The 19,273-nt window shown below is 67.4% G+C and carries 2 protein-coding genes (1 of these 2 running past the window's edge); both read left to right on the top strand.

Annotated elements, in window-relative coordinates:
* Nucleotides 1-17,457, top strand: the 3' portion of a protein-coding gene (locus ACZ5YA_RS13130) for a DUF4347 domain-containing protein (RefSeq protein ID WP_464092656.1). The gene continues 14,310 nt to the left of window position 1, outside the view; only the last 17,457 of its 31,767 coding nucleotides appear in the window; the start codon falls outside the window, past its left edge; its stop codon occupies nt 17,455-17,457.
* The gene (locus ACZ5YA_RS13125) at nt 17,450-19,273 is read left to right on the top strand and encodes an HlyD family secretion protein (protein WP_464092655.1); all 1,824 of its coding nucleotides are present in this window, start codon (nt 17,450-17,452) and stop codon (nt 19,271-19,273) included. The genes ACZ5YA_RS13130 and ACZ5YA_RS13125 overlap by 8 nt, the downstream gene beginning before the upstream one ends.

Here is a 19,273-nt window from a genome sequence, read left to right as displayed (position 1 = left end):
GCCTACCAGGGGCTGGCGCTGGCGGCCGCCGGGTCGTCGGCCTACAACACCTCGCGCGCCGTCACGCGCGCCGAGGTCAACGGCCTGACGCAGATCGACCCCAATGTGCGGGGCGCGGCCAGCCTGAACATCAAGGCGTCGAATAAGTCCACGCTCAAGGCGACCGCCGCGGGCGCGAGTCTGGCGGGTACCTCCCAGGGGCTGGCGCTGTCGGTCGGCGTGGCCCTGGCCAGCAACAAGGCGCTGGGCGCGGTCGAGGCGGCGCTGTCGAACTCGGTGTTGAGCGCCGGCGCAGGCGTGCAGATGACGCGGGCGACGGTTACGGCCGAAGACACGACGACGCTGGAGGCCAAGGCCATCGGCGCGTCGCTGGCGTTCGCAATGCAGGGCGGATCCCTGTCCGTGGGCGCGTCGGTGGCGCGCAACGTGGCAGCCATGAGCGTGCAGTCGTCCGTGACCGGATCGACGCTGAACGTGTCGGACGCCGTGGCGGTGTCGGCCAAGGAAACCGCGACGCTGGACGGCGTGTCGGTCGCGGCCTCGGTTGCCGCGGGCTTTGGGGGCGTGGCGGTGTCGGGAGCGGGGGCGGAGAGCACGCAGACTGTCGCCAACGACGTGGGCGGCTACATCAGCGGCTCGACGGTCACGGCGGGTACCGGCGTGTCGGTCAAGGCGGACAATACCTCCAGCATCTCGGCCGTGGCTGGCGCGGTGTCGGTCAGCGCCACGGGCGCGGGCCTGGGCGCCAGCATTGGCGTGACAATCGCCAAGAACACGTTCGGCGTCCATTCGGACGACGGCGTCAACCGCGCCAACCGGGCGCTGGCCTATATCGACAACAGCACGATCTCGGTCGCCAAGGGCAATGTGGACGTGCTGGCCACGTCCAGCGAAACGCTTACCAGCGTCAACTTCGCCGGCAGCGTGGCGGTGGCGGGCTTCGGCGGGTCGGTCGCCGGATCCGGAGTGCAGGTCAGCAACCGTTTTGCGACGGCCACCTCCGCCTACATCCAGGGCTCGGAAGCCATCGCCGGCATCATCGGCGGGGCGGGCTCGGTGAACGTGCGCGCCCAGGACAGCAGCACCATCCTGAAGTCCGGCGCCTATGGCGTGGCCGTGGCGGCGTCGCTGCCCGTGCCGGGCAATTTTGGATTGAATCTGGCCCTGGCCGTGACGCTGGTGGATAGCGTGGCGGCCAACGAGGTCAGCGCCTATATCAATACGGCCAACGGCAAGAACGTCGGCGCGCAGGATGCAGTCTCGGTCGTGGCGGTCGAGAAAACCGAATTCAAGGGTCTGGACGCGGTCACCGCCTCCGTGGCGGTCGGCGGCGGTATCGCGGCGTCGGGCGCGGGAGTGCGCGTGACCAACAACACCCGCAATGCCGTCAGCGCCCGGGTCTCGGGCGCGGGCAAGGTGGGGGCGCTGGGCAAGGTAGAGGTCAAGGCCGATACCCAGGTCCGCGCCGATATCGACCTGACGCAAGTCAGCGTGGCGGTGGGCATGGTGGGCGCGGCGATCGGCGTGGGCATTGCCGAAAACATCGCGCGCGACACGACCACGGCGACCGTGGACGCCACGACCGTCAGCGCGCCGCTGGTGGACCTGAACGCGCTGGTCAGCGTGGACTTCAGCCAGACCCAGACGGCCGGCGTAGCGGCCACCACCGGGCTGGCCGTCAACGTGAACAAGGCGCTGGTGGACATTGCCACGACGACGCTGGCCGAAGCGCGCAACGGCGCGGTCTTGCAGGGCCTGTCGGTTACCACGCCGGGCCTGGGCGAAACCCCGGGCATGGTCAATATCAATGCCCAGGGCACGTACTACGGCCGGGCCTATTCGAAGGCGATCACCGGCGGCGTGATCGGCGTGGGCGTGATGAACGCCGAAACCCGCCTGGGCGGCTCGCTCAAGGCATCGGTGGACAACGCGACGCTGCAGGGCGCCATCATCGGCGTGACCACGAAGGGAACCACGGAGCGCAATGGCGAGGCCGGCCTGCTGGCCGAGGCCCGTTCGCTGGAAGTGGGCGGCGTGACAGTATCGATAGACAGCGCCTCGCTGACGACCTCGCTGGACACGCGCGTACAGATCGGCAACAACGCCCGCATCGACGGCACCCTGCTGAGCATCACGGCGGACCAGGTGCAGTCCGTGGACGTCAAGATGGACGCCGGCACGATCGCGCTGGTGGCGGGACGGCAAGGCAAGATAGACGTCGATCTGGGCGGCAAGTCCGCCATCGAGATCGGCGGCGGCGCGCACGTGATCGGGAACAAGCTGGATATCCGCAGCAACAATACCGTGCGCGGCACCTCTACCCTGAGCGGCTATTCGGTCAGGGTGGCGGGCGCCGACGTCAGCAAGCACACGGTCACGATCAAGCCGGAGTCGAGCATCACCGTTACCGGCGCGCGGCAGGCCAACAGCACCCTCGATACGGCCGGCATGACCGTGGTGCAGGCGCGGGGCAATTTCGATACGCCGGGCATGCTGGACCTGGTCGCGACCAACGACATCATCTACACCCAGCGCAACAAGATCACCGGCGTGGCGGGCGTGTCGGTGACGCTGTCGACCAACAAGCTCAGCACCGACGGCGCGCTGGCCCAGGTCAAGGTGAACGGCGCGTTCCTGCGCAATGCCTTCGGCGACGTGGTCATGGCCGCCAACACGCGCGGCGTGACGACCACGATCAGCGATCTGCTGGTGGTTTCCGTGTCCAGCTTCAGCAAGTCGGACAGCAACAACAACCTGACGGTGCGCAACGCCATCCAGATCGACAACGCCTCGATCGAAGGCGACAGCATCCTGGCGCTGGCGGGCAACGGCAAGGCGACCGATCCTTTGTCGACCGGTTATCTGCTGGCCAACGACAACGTGTCGTTCACCCTGGTGGGCATCGCCCAGGTGCCGGCGGTGGACAGCGGCGCCAAGGCGCGCCAGATCAACACCGTGCTGATCGACGGTGTGGCGGCCAACGGTTCGGTGCTCAAGGCGCAGCGCAACGTGCGGCTGGAGACCAATCCGTCGAAGCTGGACCAGGCGCGCGTGAACGGTTCGGTGCAGGTGATCGGCCTGAACCTGAATCCCACGGTCAAGCTGGCCGAGGGCGTGGTGGATACCACGTCGAGCAAGGTGGCCACGGGCGCCGCCACGCGCATCATCGCGGGCGTGAACAATGCGGCCAACCTGTTCGTCATCCCGGCCGAACTGCTGGAGGAACTGGGCTACACCAGCGCCACGCTGCCCGCTGCGGGAGCGCCGCTGCGGTTCGACTCGAATTCGCCCGCGGTCAGGGCGATCCTGGAGAAGCTGCTGGGCGCGGGCAAGACCAGCCTGGACGGAGCGCCAGGCACGGTCAACATCGACGTGCGCTATGAACTGACCGCGTTCAGCGCCAGCGACATCAAGGTCAACGTCACGGCCGGAATGATCATTGAGCACAACGGCAGCTACTACCGCTACAACAGTCCCAACAGCCGCGACCTGGACCTGGCGGCGGAGGACTACGCCAACAGCAGCTATTGGATGTACTTGAGCAATCCGACGGCCGCCCAGGTCGGCGATGCCATGAAGTCGAACTTCGGGAGCTTTGCCGCCGGCAACGTCGGCAAGCTGTACTTCGTACTGAAGACGGTGGACATTGCCCAGCCTACGCTGCGCTATGCCAGCCAGCAGAACGTCATCAGCGAGCAGATCCGCACGTTGACGCGGATGCAGGCCGAGCATGCGTCGAATCCGCAGGCCGTGGCGCGCTATCAGGCCAATATCGCCGCCTTGCAGCAGCAGCTGCAAAGCATCCAGATGGGCGTGAAGCTGCAGAATGGCCAGATCCGCTACCTGGATTCCTTCAGTACCTTCTTCATCGACATGCCGGACATGTACGCGTCCGGCGGCTCGGTCTATGTGAACGCGACCGATACCGGCGGCGTGTACCGGTCGGGCATCGATGCCCGCGCCAACACCCAGATCAATATCGTCAACGATTCGCCGATGCTGATGAACGTCCGGGACGCGGTGGTGCTGGACGGCACCATCATCCGCCCGGGATCCGACGGCCAGCTCAAGGTCTTCAAGACCGGACACCTGTACGTCAACGACGTGTCCGTGAAGGGCGCGTCGGGCGCCGACACGGCCGAGGTCAGCATCAGCCAGATCAAGAACGGCTGGGCCGCGGACCCGTTCGGCGGCGCCTTGAACGACCCAGACGATCCGACCAACAGCGTGGCGAAGATGATTGCGAACGCGCCGGTCGACCTGAGCCTGATGGGCGCGGTGGTCAACCCGCTGGGCAAGGTGTCGGTGATCAACGCGCTGGGCAGCATCAATGTGTCGGGAACCATCCAGGCGCTCAGCCTGGACATCGTGGCCAAGGGCAACTTCAGCCTGCAGAGCGAGGGCTGGTACAACTCGGGCGCCGATCCCACCTTCCTGAACGACAAGTGGCAGAACGTCATCAACGCGCTGAAGAACAGCGGCGCCAGCACCGGCATCGACGACACGATGCAGAACGTGCTGCTGAAGTGGGGCTATACCAAGCTCGAGCCTTTCTCGAAATACCTGAACGACAACCCGGCGGCGCGGGATTCGCGCATTTTCGCCCTGGGCGCGATCAGCATTTCGGCCTTGACGCTGAACATCGACGGCAAGATCCAGAGCGGTGTCACGGATGCCTACATCAAGATCGACAGCTCTTTCCGCGGCGATCAGGACAAGGCCTTGCAGGATGGCAACGGCTACGCCATCAACGGCGTGTCGTTCAGCGCGGACGGTTCCCTGAACCGCTATGGCGCCATCACGGGCCGTTTCGATTACGCCACGCAGACCATCATCCTGGATCCGGTCAGGCTGGCGGGCGGCAGCATTTCGCTGACCGGGCAGATCGTGTCGGTGGGCAACGGCAACCTGGTCGTGGCCAACGGCTACGCCTCGGTCCATATCGACAACCAGACCACCTACGCGCTGGTGACGCACGATATCGACGTCAGCACCTATCGCCGCGGCCGCATCGAAATCATCGATACGTCGCGCGGGCAGAAGGACTTGTATGAACTGCAGGGCCTGAACAATGTCGTGCACACGGTCTGGAACAAGTTCGTGCAGGTCACGCCGGACCCGGCGGATCCGCTGGCGCTGAGCTGGATCTGGGTCTACGAGAACGCCGCCGGCCAGCGCGATGCTGGCGGATTGAGCAATTCCGCCGGCACGCTGCAGGACGGCCGCACGCTGACCCTTTCATACAAGCCGCAGACCGGCCAGATGATGGTGTGGGTCATGGGCTGGACCTCGGGAGAGACCACCACCACGGTCTACACCACCAAGCGCTTCAACCTGTTCGGGGATTGGGATCCGCTGGGCTGGCTGACCGACAACGACACCACCAAGTCCGGCCCCGTGACGGTCTACGAGACGCCGCGCCCGGTGCTGGTGTCCACGGTGCTTGCCTACGACGGCATCAATTCGGTGCCGGACGCGCTCAAGCAGCAGCTGGCGGCCAGCGGCAAGCTGAACGAAGCGCTGCTGCCGTCCACGATCGAGGGCAGCGGCACGCAGAGCCTGGTCGAGGACGCCAACGGCGACATAGTCGGCCCCGACGGCAAGCACTACCGCCTGGAATCGTCGGGCGGCACGGCGCTGGACACGTCCGCGTTCAGCGTGGCCTACCGCAAGTTCAATACCGGCGTGATCGTGCGCAACGACGGCCCGCACACCAGCGGGGGCGGCTGGCTGCGCACCAAGACCACCACGCTCACGCAAGTGGTCGAGAAGAAGCAGCAGGAACTGTTCACCTTCTATGTGCCGGCATCGCAGGAGATCACGCTGAGCTTCATGGGCTCCAGCAACAGCGATAACGCCATCTACATCCGCAGCAACGGCAACGTGACGCTGGCTGGCAACCTGATCGTCGGCAATGGCAAGACCGTGCGTATCGAGGCCGTGTCGGCCTCCACGCCGACCTCCATCACGATGCAGGGCGAGGTTGGCATCATGGCGCGCGATGCCAACGGCCAGATGCCGTCCGGCGCATCCGCCGTGGTCAATGTCGACGCCATCGCGCTGGGTGGCGCGATCAACCTGAACATCATGGGTTCCAGCGGCTACACCCGGGCCGAGGCGCGCAACGACATCCGCCTGAACTACTTCTCGGATGGCGGCGCCAGCTCCTGGGCTTCCTTGAAGAAGGTCGCCTCGTCCGCTGGCACGGTCTACATCGAAGCGCTCAACGGCATCTTCAGCCACGCGTCCGCGGGCAACGACACGGTGGTCTCGGGCAACCGGATCGAGCTGAACGCCGGCTACGGCGCCATTGGCACGGCGTCCAAGGCGCTGATCATCCATGCGCGCCAGGGCTTCGCGGCCCAGGCGGGCCTGGCGGGCGGACCTGCCGGCGCCGACAAGAGCATCTATCTGGCGCAGAACGTCCTGAACGCCGACCTGACCCTGGTCAAGCCGGTGAACTGGAGCAACCCGCAGGCCGCGGTGTACGCGGAATTGGGCGGCGTGCACATCAGCCTGAACGGCGGTTCGCTGCTGGACGGTGAACTGGCCGACACGCGCACCGCGACGGAAAAGGCCTACCCCACGGTCACGGCCAAGATCCTGGCCGAACTGAGCGCGCAGCTGGCGCAGTACGACAGTTATTGGTCGGGAGTGCGCTCGCTGCAGACCGCCACCGTGACGCTGGGCGGCGCGGGCACCTACCTGAGCACGCAGGCCGAGGGCGGCCAGTACCTGGCGATCGGCATGACGGCCGATGAGTATGCCGCGGTCTTGCAGGCGGCGGTCGACGGCCATCGCCTGGTGCGCCTGGCGTACAACAACAGCCTGAACGGCAACGCCCGCACCGAGATCCTGGGATATCTGGGGCTGGTGGCGGGTAGCGGCGCGAATGGCGTCTATCGGTTCAGCTTCACGCTGTACGATCCGTCCAACCCGGGCGCGGGCCCGGTGTCGCTGGCCTCGCTGGGCTATACCGCCGGCAGCCAGGGCGTGCTGTACGGACCGTCGTATGCGCTTGCGGGCGCAACGGAGCAGTCCAACGCCAATCTGCCGATCAGCTTCACGCTGCCCACGGGCGCCCTGACCACGCAGCAGGGTTCCGATACGCTGCGCCTGCAGCTCACCGCCGATCAGATGACGCAGTTCGCCGCCAAGGCGGATCCGTCCATCGTCGACTACGCCCAGCGCGTGCTGGCGGGAATGCGCAGCTACACCAGCATACTGGTAGGCGGGCAGGTGCTGGCGATCGATCAGATCCTGCCCACGGAATCGTGGTGGGGGTCGAACAGCTTCGATACCGTCCTCATCCGGCTCAAGTCGCCGTATGTGGGCGATCTGACCACCGCCGATCCCAATGGCCATCGCGAACTGAACATCGTGCTGAGCAATGGCGCCGATACGGCCGGGGCCGCCAGTTACACCGGAACCACCGACACGGTGCGGCCCGCTGTGCCGGCCGCGGGCGCCGTGGGCACGCCGCAAGCGGGCGATCAGGACATCAGCTCGGCCATCGTCAACGCGATCCTGCAGCACAACCTGGCGAACCCGAACGACCAGATCGCCACGGGCGCGGGCTCGCTGTACGCGAACCTGACCTCCACCGCGCCGAATAGCGCATGGTCCGTCATCGAACGCTCCGTTGTCTCCAATCAGCTGCTGCTTTCCGGCACGCAGCTGGGCTGGAGCATGCCAGGCGGCGTCTCCTCGGTGGCAGCCTACAACCAGTGGATGAACAATGCCGGCAACGGGCTGATCGGCAGCGAGATCACCTTCACGATAGACGGCGTGAGCTACACGCGCCGCATCGAGTCCCTGAGCCTGGTCCAGGCGGACGGCTCGCCCGCCACCAGCCTGTACAACTCGCAGAACCACGTGTCCGTGACTTTCTCGGGCGCGGCGGTGGAGACGAAGAACTATTACATCCGCAACGGCCTGGGCACGGTGGTCTCGACCCGCTTGCCGACGGAACTGGCGTACGGCTTGACCGGCCTGGGCAAGGGCGCGAGTTCGGGTGCGGCTACGCTGGCCGTGGCCTACACGGTGCAGCGCGGCTTCGGCGCGTCGGCGCTCAAGCAGGGCGTGCTGACGTCGGACACCCCGACGTCCTACTGGGGCTGGTACGGCAGCAACCTGTTGCCCTTCCACACCTACACGGAGAAGTCGGGCGTCGGCGCGGGCTACGCCGAGTACGTGGACATGGGCAACAGCTTCAGCTGGGACCTGACCGGCGCGGGCTTGAGCGACAGCGCGCGCACGCAGCTGGCCAACAGTATCAAGGCGCTGCTGCAGAGCGGGCAGTCGATCTCGCTGGCGGGCCTGGAGCTGTACATGACGAACCAGAACGGCGCCTTGCAGGGCCATGAGCTGGGCGTCTACGACAACGGCACGCTGCACATCCTGACCATCGTCGATGCCAACGGCAATCCGCTGACGGCCGCCAGCTCCGACAGCGACTGGCTGACCGGTCGCATCACCTTCAGCGGCAAGGTCTACGCGCAGAAGTCGCAATTGATGGACCTGGACGTCTACAAGAACACCAACGTCCACGACCCGGTTGCCACCGGCGCCTATACGTCGACCTTGCAGGGCAAGACCGTCAACGCCGGCATCCGCCTGGTCGACTCGGGCTTCGCGCAACAGTCCCTGACGCAGTTCGGCGTGGCCACGCTGACATTGCCGGGGACCGACCGCCTGGTGCAGGGCCAGCGCATCGAGCTGAGCTTCGCGAATTCGACGCAGACGGTCATCTATTACGTGCAGAGCGTGAACGGCCGCGTGGTGACCCTGTCCGACAGCGTGGACGGCGCCTTCAATGGCGGCGACCCTGTCACCGTCGGCAAGATCCTTGCGCTCGCGGGCAATTCTCCTGGAGCGGTCACCGTCAGGCTGCTGGACGCAGCCGCCAGCGGCGCTTCGGTACAGGCCGACAACGTCATTACGTTGACCGACATGAACATCGTGCCGGTCACTGACGCCAGCGGCCAGGTGACGGGCTATCGCGCCTTGCAGGACTTCGACCGCGTGTACCTGAACGACGTGCGCCTGCAGACGGGCAAGGTGTCCAGCCTGCAGACCAACGTGGCCTACTACGTGCTGGTCGGCGCCAACAATACGATCCAGCTGTTCGCCTCCAAGGAACAGGCGGTGCTGTACCAGCAGATCCAGGCGCTGAACCAGACGGCGGAGGGACAGGCGCTGGCCAAGGCGCTGTTCACGGATGCCGGCATCACCGGCGAACTGCTGCGCGGCTTCGCGGCGGCGGACGTGCGCGGCATGTTCACCGTCTCCACGCACCTGTTCCAGACGCAGGCGGCGGGCTCCACCGAAGGCTTGAGCGCCCAGCTGCAAGCGTTGCATGAACAGTTGCGCAACCAGGGCTTCGACCCCAACTACCTGCCGGCCGCGCTGGACATTGCCGCGGCCAAGGACCTGGTCAAGTCGACGCGCAACCAGGTCGTCTACGACTACGTGGTCGACAAGGAATTGGCGCAGACGGCCGAGTATCACAACTACTGGCGCGATAGGCTGGAATCCGTTGCCGGAACCGCGGTGTCCGGATTGACGGCCGTGGCCGATGGCAGTTTCAAGCTGGCCGACATGAACATCGTCGACGACGGCAGCGGGCAATTGCGCGCCTTGCGCACCGGCGACGAGATCTACTTCCGGCACTCCGTGGGCGACGTGCGGGCCGATACGGCCTACTACGCCATCGTGGGCGCGGACGGCACGATCCGGCTGGCGGCATCGCTGGCCGACGCCATGCTCTACCAGACCGGCGCAGGGCAGAATGACGGCTTGCTGGCCCTGTACCCGAACCTGGGCCAGGCCATCACGCTGGCGTTCGACGCGTCCAGCCTGAATGGGGCAGGGGTGGAGGCGTATACGCGCGTCTACTCGGTGCGCGCCGACGCGCCGCCGCAGACCGCGCAGGAGATCGCCCTGTACGGCCAGACTTACGATGCGGGCCATTTCTTCTACTTCTCGACGGCGACGCTGCGCAATATCGAGAACAACCTGCTGTATCCGGTGTCGGCGGCCATCAACGAACAGGTCTTCGACCTGGAGGTCAGCGGCGAGGGCGCGCCGCCCGCCGACCGCTTCCTGAACGTGAAGGCGGGCGCGGACATCGTGCTGCGAACTTCCGGCCAGGGCTCGATCGGCGCCGAACTCGGCGACTACACCTTGCAGTTGCCCAACCTGGGCGGACTGTCGGAAGCCGACCGCGCCAACGTGTTCGACTCGCTGCCGGAGGCCGACAAGGCCATCCTGTCGCGCGCCAACGCGGTCAACCTGGCGGGCGTATACCACACGCTTTACCGCTACATCGGCCCGGCCGGCACCATGCCGCTGGACCGCGCCAGCGTCGATTTCTCCGATACGTCGCTGTGGCAGCGCTTTGAACCGCTGTTCTCCAACGATGCCTCGTTGATGCTGGGCAGGACGCTGGCGGCCAACAGCGCCGTGCAGTTCCTGTTTGCCGAGCGTTTCGACCTGTACCAGAACAGCCGCGACGTCTTCATCTACAACAGCAAGATGCTGGAAGGCGCAACGGCGGGCCAGCGCAGCCAACTGCAGGCCAATATCGATGCCGCGCGCGCCAGCGGCGTGCAGGTGGTGGATATCGGCAGCGGCTTCCTGGATCCGGTCTGGAGCCAGATCAGCGTGCCGTACATGGCGCAGGATGGCGCCAGCCCGCAGGCGCTGAGCACCGGCATGCTGGTGGGCGATATGCGCGACCCGCGCTATCTGACGCTGAAATTGACGCGCTCGCTCGCGGTGCAGGCTGTCAACGGCGTGGTGTCCGCATACAGCGACACCACGGTGGGCCTGGACTCGCCGCAGGGCAGCATCCGCCTGGGCGACATCCATGCCAAGGAAGGCATCACCATCACGGTCAGCGCGCAGGGCGGCTCCATCATCGGCACCGACGCCGGCACGCTGGAGAGCGCCGGCCAGGTCAGCCTGGTGGCGGACAAGGACGTCGTGGGCAGCACGCGCGACGCCAACGGCATCTATCAATACGATGGCGCCAAGCACCTGCAGCTGAATCTCGCCGCGGGCCATTCCCTGTACGTGGAAGCGGGCGGCGTGGCGCGGGTGTCGCAGGTGGGCGCGCAGGACCTGAACCTGGTCCTGGCGCACACCAAGGGCACGGCGGCAGGAGGTTCGTCCTACCAGGCGGACGCCAATCTGCTGGTCGGCCAGGTGGTGTCGGCCGGCAGCGTGACGCTGCAGGCGGGGCAATCGATCCTGAACGCCACGGCCCAAGGGCAGCGGCAGTATGCGAACGTGGTGCTGTCGGATCTGGGCGCGGCGGACCTCGCCGCCTTGGGTTACACGCGGGAGGTGGTCTTGATCGCCGGCCAGTCCGTGGGCCAGTTGGGCGCGGACCTGTCGCTGCAGGGCACGCCGCTGCTGATCAGCATCTCGCAGGGCGACGCGCAAGCGCTGGTGCGCGCCTCGGCGGCGCAAGGCGTCAATCTGTACGGCATGCACAGCCTGCGCCTGGGCGGCATCGACGTGGTCGATGCCAACGGGGTTCGCGGGGATGCGCGCATCTATGCGCTGGATTCGATCCTGAACGGCACGCCGTCCGGCCAGGCCGCCATCACGGCGCGCAACGTGTGGCTGGAAACCCTGTCCGGCACGATAGGCGAGCTGGGCTCGCCGCTGTTGACGGACCTGTCCGGCCATCTGGTGGCCTCGGCCCAAGGCTCGATATCGCTCAGTCAGTTGGGCGTCCATGACTTGACGCTGTCTCGTGTGGAGTCGCGCTCGCGCGATGAGGTGCATCTGGCCAGCCAGGCCAGCATCGTCAACGACAAGACGGCGCATCCGGGAGTTTCCAGCGGCCGGACGGACGCGGTCGTGACGGGCGGCAGCCTGTACTTCACGGCGGGTGGCTCGGTTGGCGGCTATGCGCAGTCCGACGTCGCCGGCGTGCAGGTCAACGATGCCCTGATCGTGGCGGCAGTCGGGCCGCAGGCGACGATCAACGCCCTGGCGGGCGGCGACGTGGCGCTGGTGCAGGCGGGTGCTGCCACTGACGCGCAAGGCGTGTCGCAGGCGTTGTCCATGAACATCGGCCGCATCGAGGCGAACAACGCATGGCTGGTGGCGCGCCACGAAGCCGGACAGACGGCGGCCTCGGGCGACATCGTCCTGGCGGCGGACTCCGTGATCAGCGTCATGGGCGCGCTCAGCCTGCTGGCGGGCAACAACCTGTCGGTGGCGGGCCGCAGCGGCCTCATGCCGGGCGCGCTGATCCAGGCGGGCCAGCGTATGAATCTGCGCGTGGACCGCGATGACCGTGGCCAGGCGGGCTACGGCAAAGCCGCGGTGGCGGACATCAATGGCCGCCTGCTGGCGCCGCAGGTGCATGTCTACGGCAGTGCAACGGGCGACAACGCCATCACGTTCGGCGCCAGCGCCGAGATCGGCGGCGGGGTGGATGGCAATGGGGCCTTGGTCCAAGGCCTCTTGCTGGACGTCACCGGCGGTTCTGGTCGGGACCGCGTAACGCTGCGGGCCCAGTTGATCGACCAGCAGGACACCGTCGTGCGCACCCTGGACGGCGACGACGCGGTGGTGTTCGATGCATCCGATCTGCGCGGCAACGCCCTGGTGCAGACCGGGTTGGGCGACGATGCGGTGTCTGTGTTGAATACGCGGATCGCGGGCGCGTTGACCGTGCTGGCAGACGAAGGCGACAACACGGTGCTGCTGGAAGCGGCAGCCGTGGGCGGCGATACCGTCATCACGACCGGTTCTGGTTTTGATCAGATCACCGTGCTGGCCAGCGGCTTGGCCGGCGCACTGACGGTAGACGCAGGCGATGGCGGCAACGTCGTTGTGCTGGACCGCGCGACCGTGGGCGGTAACACCGTCATTACGACCGGTTCCAGCGTCGACCAGATCACCGTGCTGGCCAGCGGCTTGGCCGGCGCACTGACGGTGGACGCAGGCGATGGCGGCAACAGCGTTCTGCTGGACCGCGCGACCGTGGGCGGCGATACCGTCATCACGACCGGTTCCAGCGTCGACCAGATCACCGTGCTGGCCAGCGGCTTGGCCGGCGCACTGACGGTGGACGCAGGCGATGGCGGCAACAGCGTTCTGCTGGACACCGCGACCGTGGGTAGCAATACCGTCATCACGACCGGTTCCGGTGCCGACCAGATCACGGTGCTGGCCAGCGGCTTGACCGGCGCACTGACGGTGGACGCGGGCGATGGCGGCAACAGCGTTCTGCTGGACCGCGCGACCGTGGGCGGCAATACCGTCATCACGACCGGTTCCGGTGCCGACCTGATTACCCTATCGGAGTCGGATTTCCTCGGCCATCTGGCCGTGGATGCCGGCGCGGGCGACGACAAGATCTGGATGTCCCGCATCCTGCTGGCGCGGGGCGCCACCGTGCAGGGCGGAGAGGGCGACGACTACATCTACCTGTCGGCGCGCGCGCTGGCGGGCGGGATTTCGCTGCGCGGCAACGACGGCAACGATCTCATCGTGCTGGATCAACTGCCTTCCTTGACCAGCCAGCAAGGCTCGCCAGGCGTGACGGACCGGGTGGACGTGGATGGGGGCCGCGGCGCCGATCACATCGTCGTGAACCTGAACGCGGCGCTGACCTCCATCATCGTCAACGTTCACGATTCCGACGACCACGGCCGCGAAAACCTGGCCGACGTCAACAAGCTGACTATCAACGGCACGACGCAGGACGAGAGCTTCCTGGTCCGCGCCAACCATGTCGCCAAGATCACGCCGCAAGGCGCGGGCTATGCCGATTCGGTCCAGCGCGTGAACTACGACCGCAGCATGACGGGCGGACTGCGCCTGAATGCGGTGGATGGCGGCAACCGCTTCTATATCGACGACACCGGCACCCACGTGGTCATCGACGGCGGCCTGGGCAGCGATCCGGCCAAGCACAACGAGTACCAGGTCGGACAACTGTACGCGCTGGACCGCCAACTGCCGCAAGTGGCTGCCGGCGACCAGATCGGCACGGTGCTGACGACGCAGGGCTATCTGTCGCGCGGCAACAGCTACGGCATGACGCTGTACGGCGCGGAGAACAGCAGCAACGTGTTCCGCGTCTACAGCAACGCCGCGCCGCTGGCCCTGCATGGCGGCAAGCGCGACGACGAGTTCATGGTCTATGCCTTCAAGCAAGCGCAGGCGCAGGCCGACGGCGGGCGCGGCTATGTCGTGAACGGGCCGGTCTCCATCGACGGCGGTGCGGGCCTGAATACCTACACCATGCTGGGTTCCGAGGACGCCGACGCGTTTGCGCTGACGCAGGAAGGCATACGCGGCGCGGGGCTGAACACCAGCTACCAGAACATCCAGCGCGTCAACCTGGATGCGCGCGAAGGCAATGACCACATCTACGTGCTGTCGACCCGCAGCAACGTCATCACGACGCTGATCGGCGGCAGCGGCAGCGATACCTTCGATCTGTCGGGAGATGTGGTGGGCAATACCATCGTCACGGGCCGCGGCGGTTCGCGCGACGTGTTCGATGGCGCGCAGCCGGTCAGCATCACGGCGCAGCCGGGCGAACTGGACGCCGATGGCGGCAATACCCTGTCGTTGTCGGTGAGCCTGGACGCCAGCGTGCTGCCGCGTCCGGCATCCGGCCAGGCCTATGTTTCCCTGAGCAGCGCCATGGTGGCATCCGCGCTGTACGGGTCGGTGTCGCAGGGCGCGGGCCTGTCTTCTGCGGATGCGCTGGCTGCGGCCATGCAAGGTCTGCAAGGGCGCGGCGTGCTGCTGTCGACCGACGGCGGCCAGACCTGGCATCAGAGCGTGGTGCTGGCCTTCGACGCCAATGGCGCAGGCGCGCACGCCTGGGGCGCGGCGCAGCAAGTGTTGATCAAGGTCGAGGGCGGAGCCGGCGTCGGCCTGCCGCCAGTGAGCCTGGCTGGCCTGGACCTGCATCTGTCGGCCTCGCTCTTCACCACCCTGCCGGGGTTGCAGGATGTGGCGCTGCCGCCCATCCTGGTGCGCGTGGCGGATCCGGCCTATGCCGGCGCGGCCAACGAGCCGGGCAAGGTCCGCAGCCCGCGGGCCACCGATCAGCCCGTCATTACGGTGGATCCGGCCACGGGCGCCAGCTACGCCAACTATGGCGATCAGCCGCACGACGTATCGGGCATCCAGGGCAGCTTGCTGATTGAAGGCGCAACCTTGGACCGCCCGGGCTACGACAGTGCGTTGCACGCGGGTGTGGGCCTGCCGAGCGAGTCGGATGGCGTCCTGGGCGCGCGCGATCAGGGGGCGGTCTCGACGGCGCCCGTCAATGACCGCATTCGGATCTTCGACGACGGCGCCACGGCGGGCAAGACGGGCATGCAGGACCAGGTGGACAACCTGAGCGGACTGGGCCGTCTGTACGGCAACGCGCAGGCGGCCGATTTCGGCCGCATCACCGGGCTGGGCATGACGCCGGGACTGGGCGGCGCGGGCGGCACGGTGTCGCTGTCCGGCCAGGCCGGCACTCACGTGTACGACCGCGGCGTCATTTTCCATGGCGTGCAGTCGGTCAACACCATGCTGGGCCAGGGCGACGACACCTACACGGTGCGTCACGCCACGGTCGGCACGGTGACGCTGGTGCAGGGCGGCGGCGGCAACAATCTGCTGGTGGCCGAGGGCGGCACGGTGGGCGGCGCCGACCGTCCGGTGCTGCTGTTCGGCTCGACCAGCCAGGACGACTCCTACTACACCGCACTGCCCGGCCAGCGCCAGGCGGGCCAGGCGCTGCATTTCGGCGCGGCCGGCAACAACTTGCTGGATGCGCGCACGACCACGCAGGGTGTCATCCTGTACGGCGGCGCGGGCAATGACCGCATCCTGGGCGGCCTGGGCAACGACCTGATCGCGGGCGGCGGCGGCAGCAATGTCATCGACGCGGGCCAGGGCAACAACATCGTGTTCGGCAATGCCGGCATGAACATAGACCTGGGCGCGCCGATGGACATGGGCGCCGCGGCGCGGGCGGATCTGCAATCGCTGGCGGCGCTGACCTTGGTACTGACGCCGCAGCAGGCCGCAGGCCTGGCCGTGGGCGGGTCGGCGGACAGGCTGGCGGCAGGCGGCAACACGATCATGGCAGGCGACGGCAACAACATCGTGTTCGCCAACTTTGGCCGCATCGTGACCGTGGACCCGGTGAACTACCTGCGCGACCGCGGCGACTTCATCGATACGGCGGCGCCGAGCGCCGGTGCGCGCTATCTGGCGGGCGCCGGACTGCGGATGCTGGAGACGATCAACCTGCCGGCGGGCGGGCTGAATACCATCACCGTGGGCGCGGGCCGCAATGCCTTGTTCGGCGGCATGGGCGAGGACGTCATCCGCGCGACGGGCGCAGGCGGCTTCAATCTGATCGCCGGTGACGGCGCGCGGGCGCTGTACACCGCCGCCGGGCGCATCGCCATGTTCGAAACCTCGTACCCGTCGACGGGCGGCCGGGACAGCCTCTACAACAATGGCGAGGGCGTGATGCTGGGCGGGATGGGCGCGGACCAGCTGGAAAGCGGCGCGGGCAACAACGTCATGCTGGGCGACAACGGCCGCGTGGCCTTCGTCAACGACCGCGTCAGCCTGATCGAAACCACCGATATCGCTTTCGGCGGCGACGACATCCTGCTGGCGGGGACCGGCAGCAACTACATGCTGGGCGGCCTGGGCGCCGACAAGTTCCGCGGCGACTTCTCCAAGGATGTGATGGTGGGCGACTTCGCGGCGATCTACATCGACCCGGCGAGCGGCCGCGTCATCAACCTGACCCGCTTCGGCCAGGGCGGCAATACGCCCGACCTGATCACGCGCGCCATGGAGAACCTGTTCTCCTGGAACGGCAACTTTGGCGATTGGCCGCGGCCCGCGTTCGGTGCGCTGGCCGGCTGGGGAGCGGCGGATGGCCAGATGGATGCGCAGGGGCATGCTTTGGCCGCCCGCGTCAGCCTGGGCGTGGCTCGGCCCGACATCGTAATCGAGCGCCACGACGGCGGGCTTTCCGATTATGCTTCGTCGGCCGCGCCGCACCAGGTCTCGATGCGCACGGATCAGACGGTGCAGGACGGGGGCCAAGGCTATGCCGGCGGCGCCCAGGCTGCGTCGCCGACTTCGGCGCCGGTCGAGGATGCCGTGCCGCCGGACGCGGCGCCGGCAGCCGAGGGCGCGGCGCAAGCCGGGCAGCCGGACGCCAGGGCGGATGCGCAAGCGCCGCTGTCCGGTTCATCAGCGGCCGAGCGGGTGGCACTGGCCGCAGGGGTGGGCTTGCTGGGCTTGAGCGGGGCGTTGGGCGCGGCCTCCAAGGGTACGGTCGTGTTCAATTCGAAGACCAACACGTGGGAACCCAAGGCAGCCCGCAAGCGCGGACTGAGCGTGCGCCGCCGGGAACCCGAGCTGACGGAGACTGGAAGCGAGGATGAATGATGCAGTCGTGCCCGCGCAGGTGAAGCGCGCGGACCTGGCCTGGTGGTCGGCGCTGTCGGCCGCCAGCGACCGCCAGTCCTTCCTGGACGCCTGGCTGGCCTTGCAGGCCGGCCAGTTGACGGGTGTGCGTCATGCGGCGCTGATCCTGGGTGAACCGGATGCCGGCCCCTTCGAGGCGGCGTCCCAGTACCCGCCGGGCAGCCGGGCCGGCGCGGCGTTCTATGGCGCAGTCGACGAATCGCTGCAGGGACGGGAGGTCGCGGTGTCGGCCGACGCGCTCGGACTGGTGGTTGCCTATCCCATCGTGCTCGATGGACGCATCCATGGCGTGGCCGCATTCGAGACCGCCATGCAGGCGCCTGAGCCGCTGGTGCAGGCGTTGCGCTGGGGCGCGGGCGTGCTGGAGCTCTGGCTGTTGCAGCGGCAGGAAGCCGACAGCGCGCACACGGTCGAGCGGCTGATGGTGGTGATCAACAGCGTGGCGCGAGCGCTCAAGGAAGGGCAGTTCAAGGATGTGGCGCTGACGCTGGTCACGGATTTGGCGACCCGCCTGGAGTGCGACCGCGTCAGCATCGGCTTTCGGCAGGACGGCCGCTCCAAGGTGTATGCGCTGTCGCACAGCAGCCGGCTGGTGCAGAACATGAATCTGATGCGCGCCGTGGCCGAGGCCATGGACGAGGCCATCGACCAGAACACCACGCTGTGCCTGCCGCAAGACGAAGCGCGCACGATCCAGCTGCGCGCGCATCAGAAGCTGGCGCGCGAGTTTGGCAACGGCAATGTGCTGACCGTGCCGTTCGCACCCGAGGACGAGGCGCGCGGCGCCCTGGTGTTCGAACGGCCGGACAAGCAGCCCTTCGACCGGCAAAGCGTCGAGCTATGCCAGAGCGTGGTGCTGCTGGCCGGCCGCGTGCTGTACCAGCGCCTGCGGCAGGAGCGCCCCTTCTGGCGCAAGTGGCGCGATGGCGCGCTGCGCGAAGCGGGCCGTCTGCTGGGGCCGCGCTACATCGGGCGGAAATTGGCCGCGCTGGCGCTGGTGACCGTTGTAGCGCTGGGCGTGTTTGCGCACGGGCCGTACCGCATCAGCGCGACCGCCACCGTGCAGGGCGTGGTGCAGCGCGTGCTGGCGGCCCCGTTCGACGGCTACATCAGCGATGCGACGCGCCGCGCTGGCGACGAGGTGAAGCAGGGCGACGCCCTGGCCGCCCTGGACACGCGCGAAACCGAGCTGGAGCTGCTGCGCGCGGGCAATCTGGAGGTGCAGTACCGCCGCCAGGCCGAAGAAGCCTCGGCGCGCGGCGATAGCGCGGCGGCCGCGATTGCGCAGGCGCAGGCGCGCCAGGCCATGGCGCAGATGCAGTTCCATCGTGAACAGATCCAGCGTTCGACGCTGCGCGCACCGTTCGACGGCACGATAGTCAGCGGCGACCTGAGCCAACAGTTGGGCGAAGCCGTCAAGCGCGGGCAGGAACTGTTCAAGCTGTCGCCGCCGGACGGCTACCGGCTGTGGCTCGACGTGGAAGACCGGCTGATCGATGACGTGGCAGTTGGCCAGACGGGGCGGGTGGCTCTTGCCGCCATGCCCGACCGGCAGATTCCTTTCACGGTCACGCGCATCGTGCCGCTGGCCCAGGTGCAGGAGGGCAAGACGGTGTTCCGGCTGGAGGCCAGCCTGGATGAGAAGGCGGCGCCCGCGCTGCGGCCAGGCATGGAAGGCGTGGGCCGCATCGATATCGACGAGCGCCGCTACGCCTGGATCTGGACGCACGGGTTTTTCGATTGGCTCCGCCTGAAATGGTGGGCCTGGTTCGGCTGA

The sequence above is a fragment of the Achromobacter sp. JCM 18799 genome, from assembly GCF_055395645.1.
This window is presented reverse-complemented; position numbering and strand designations above follow the sequence as displayed.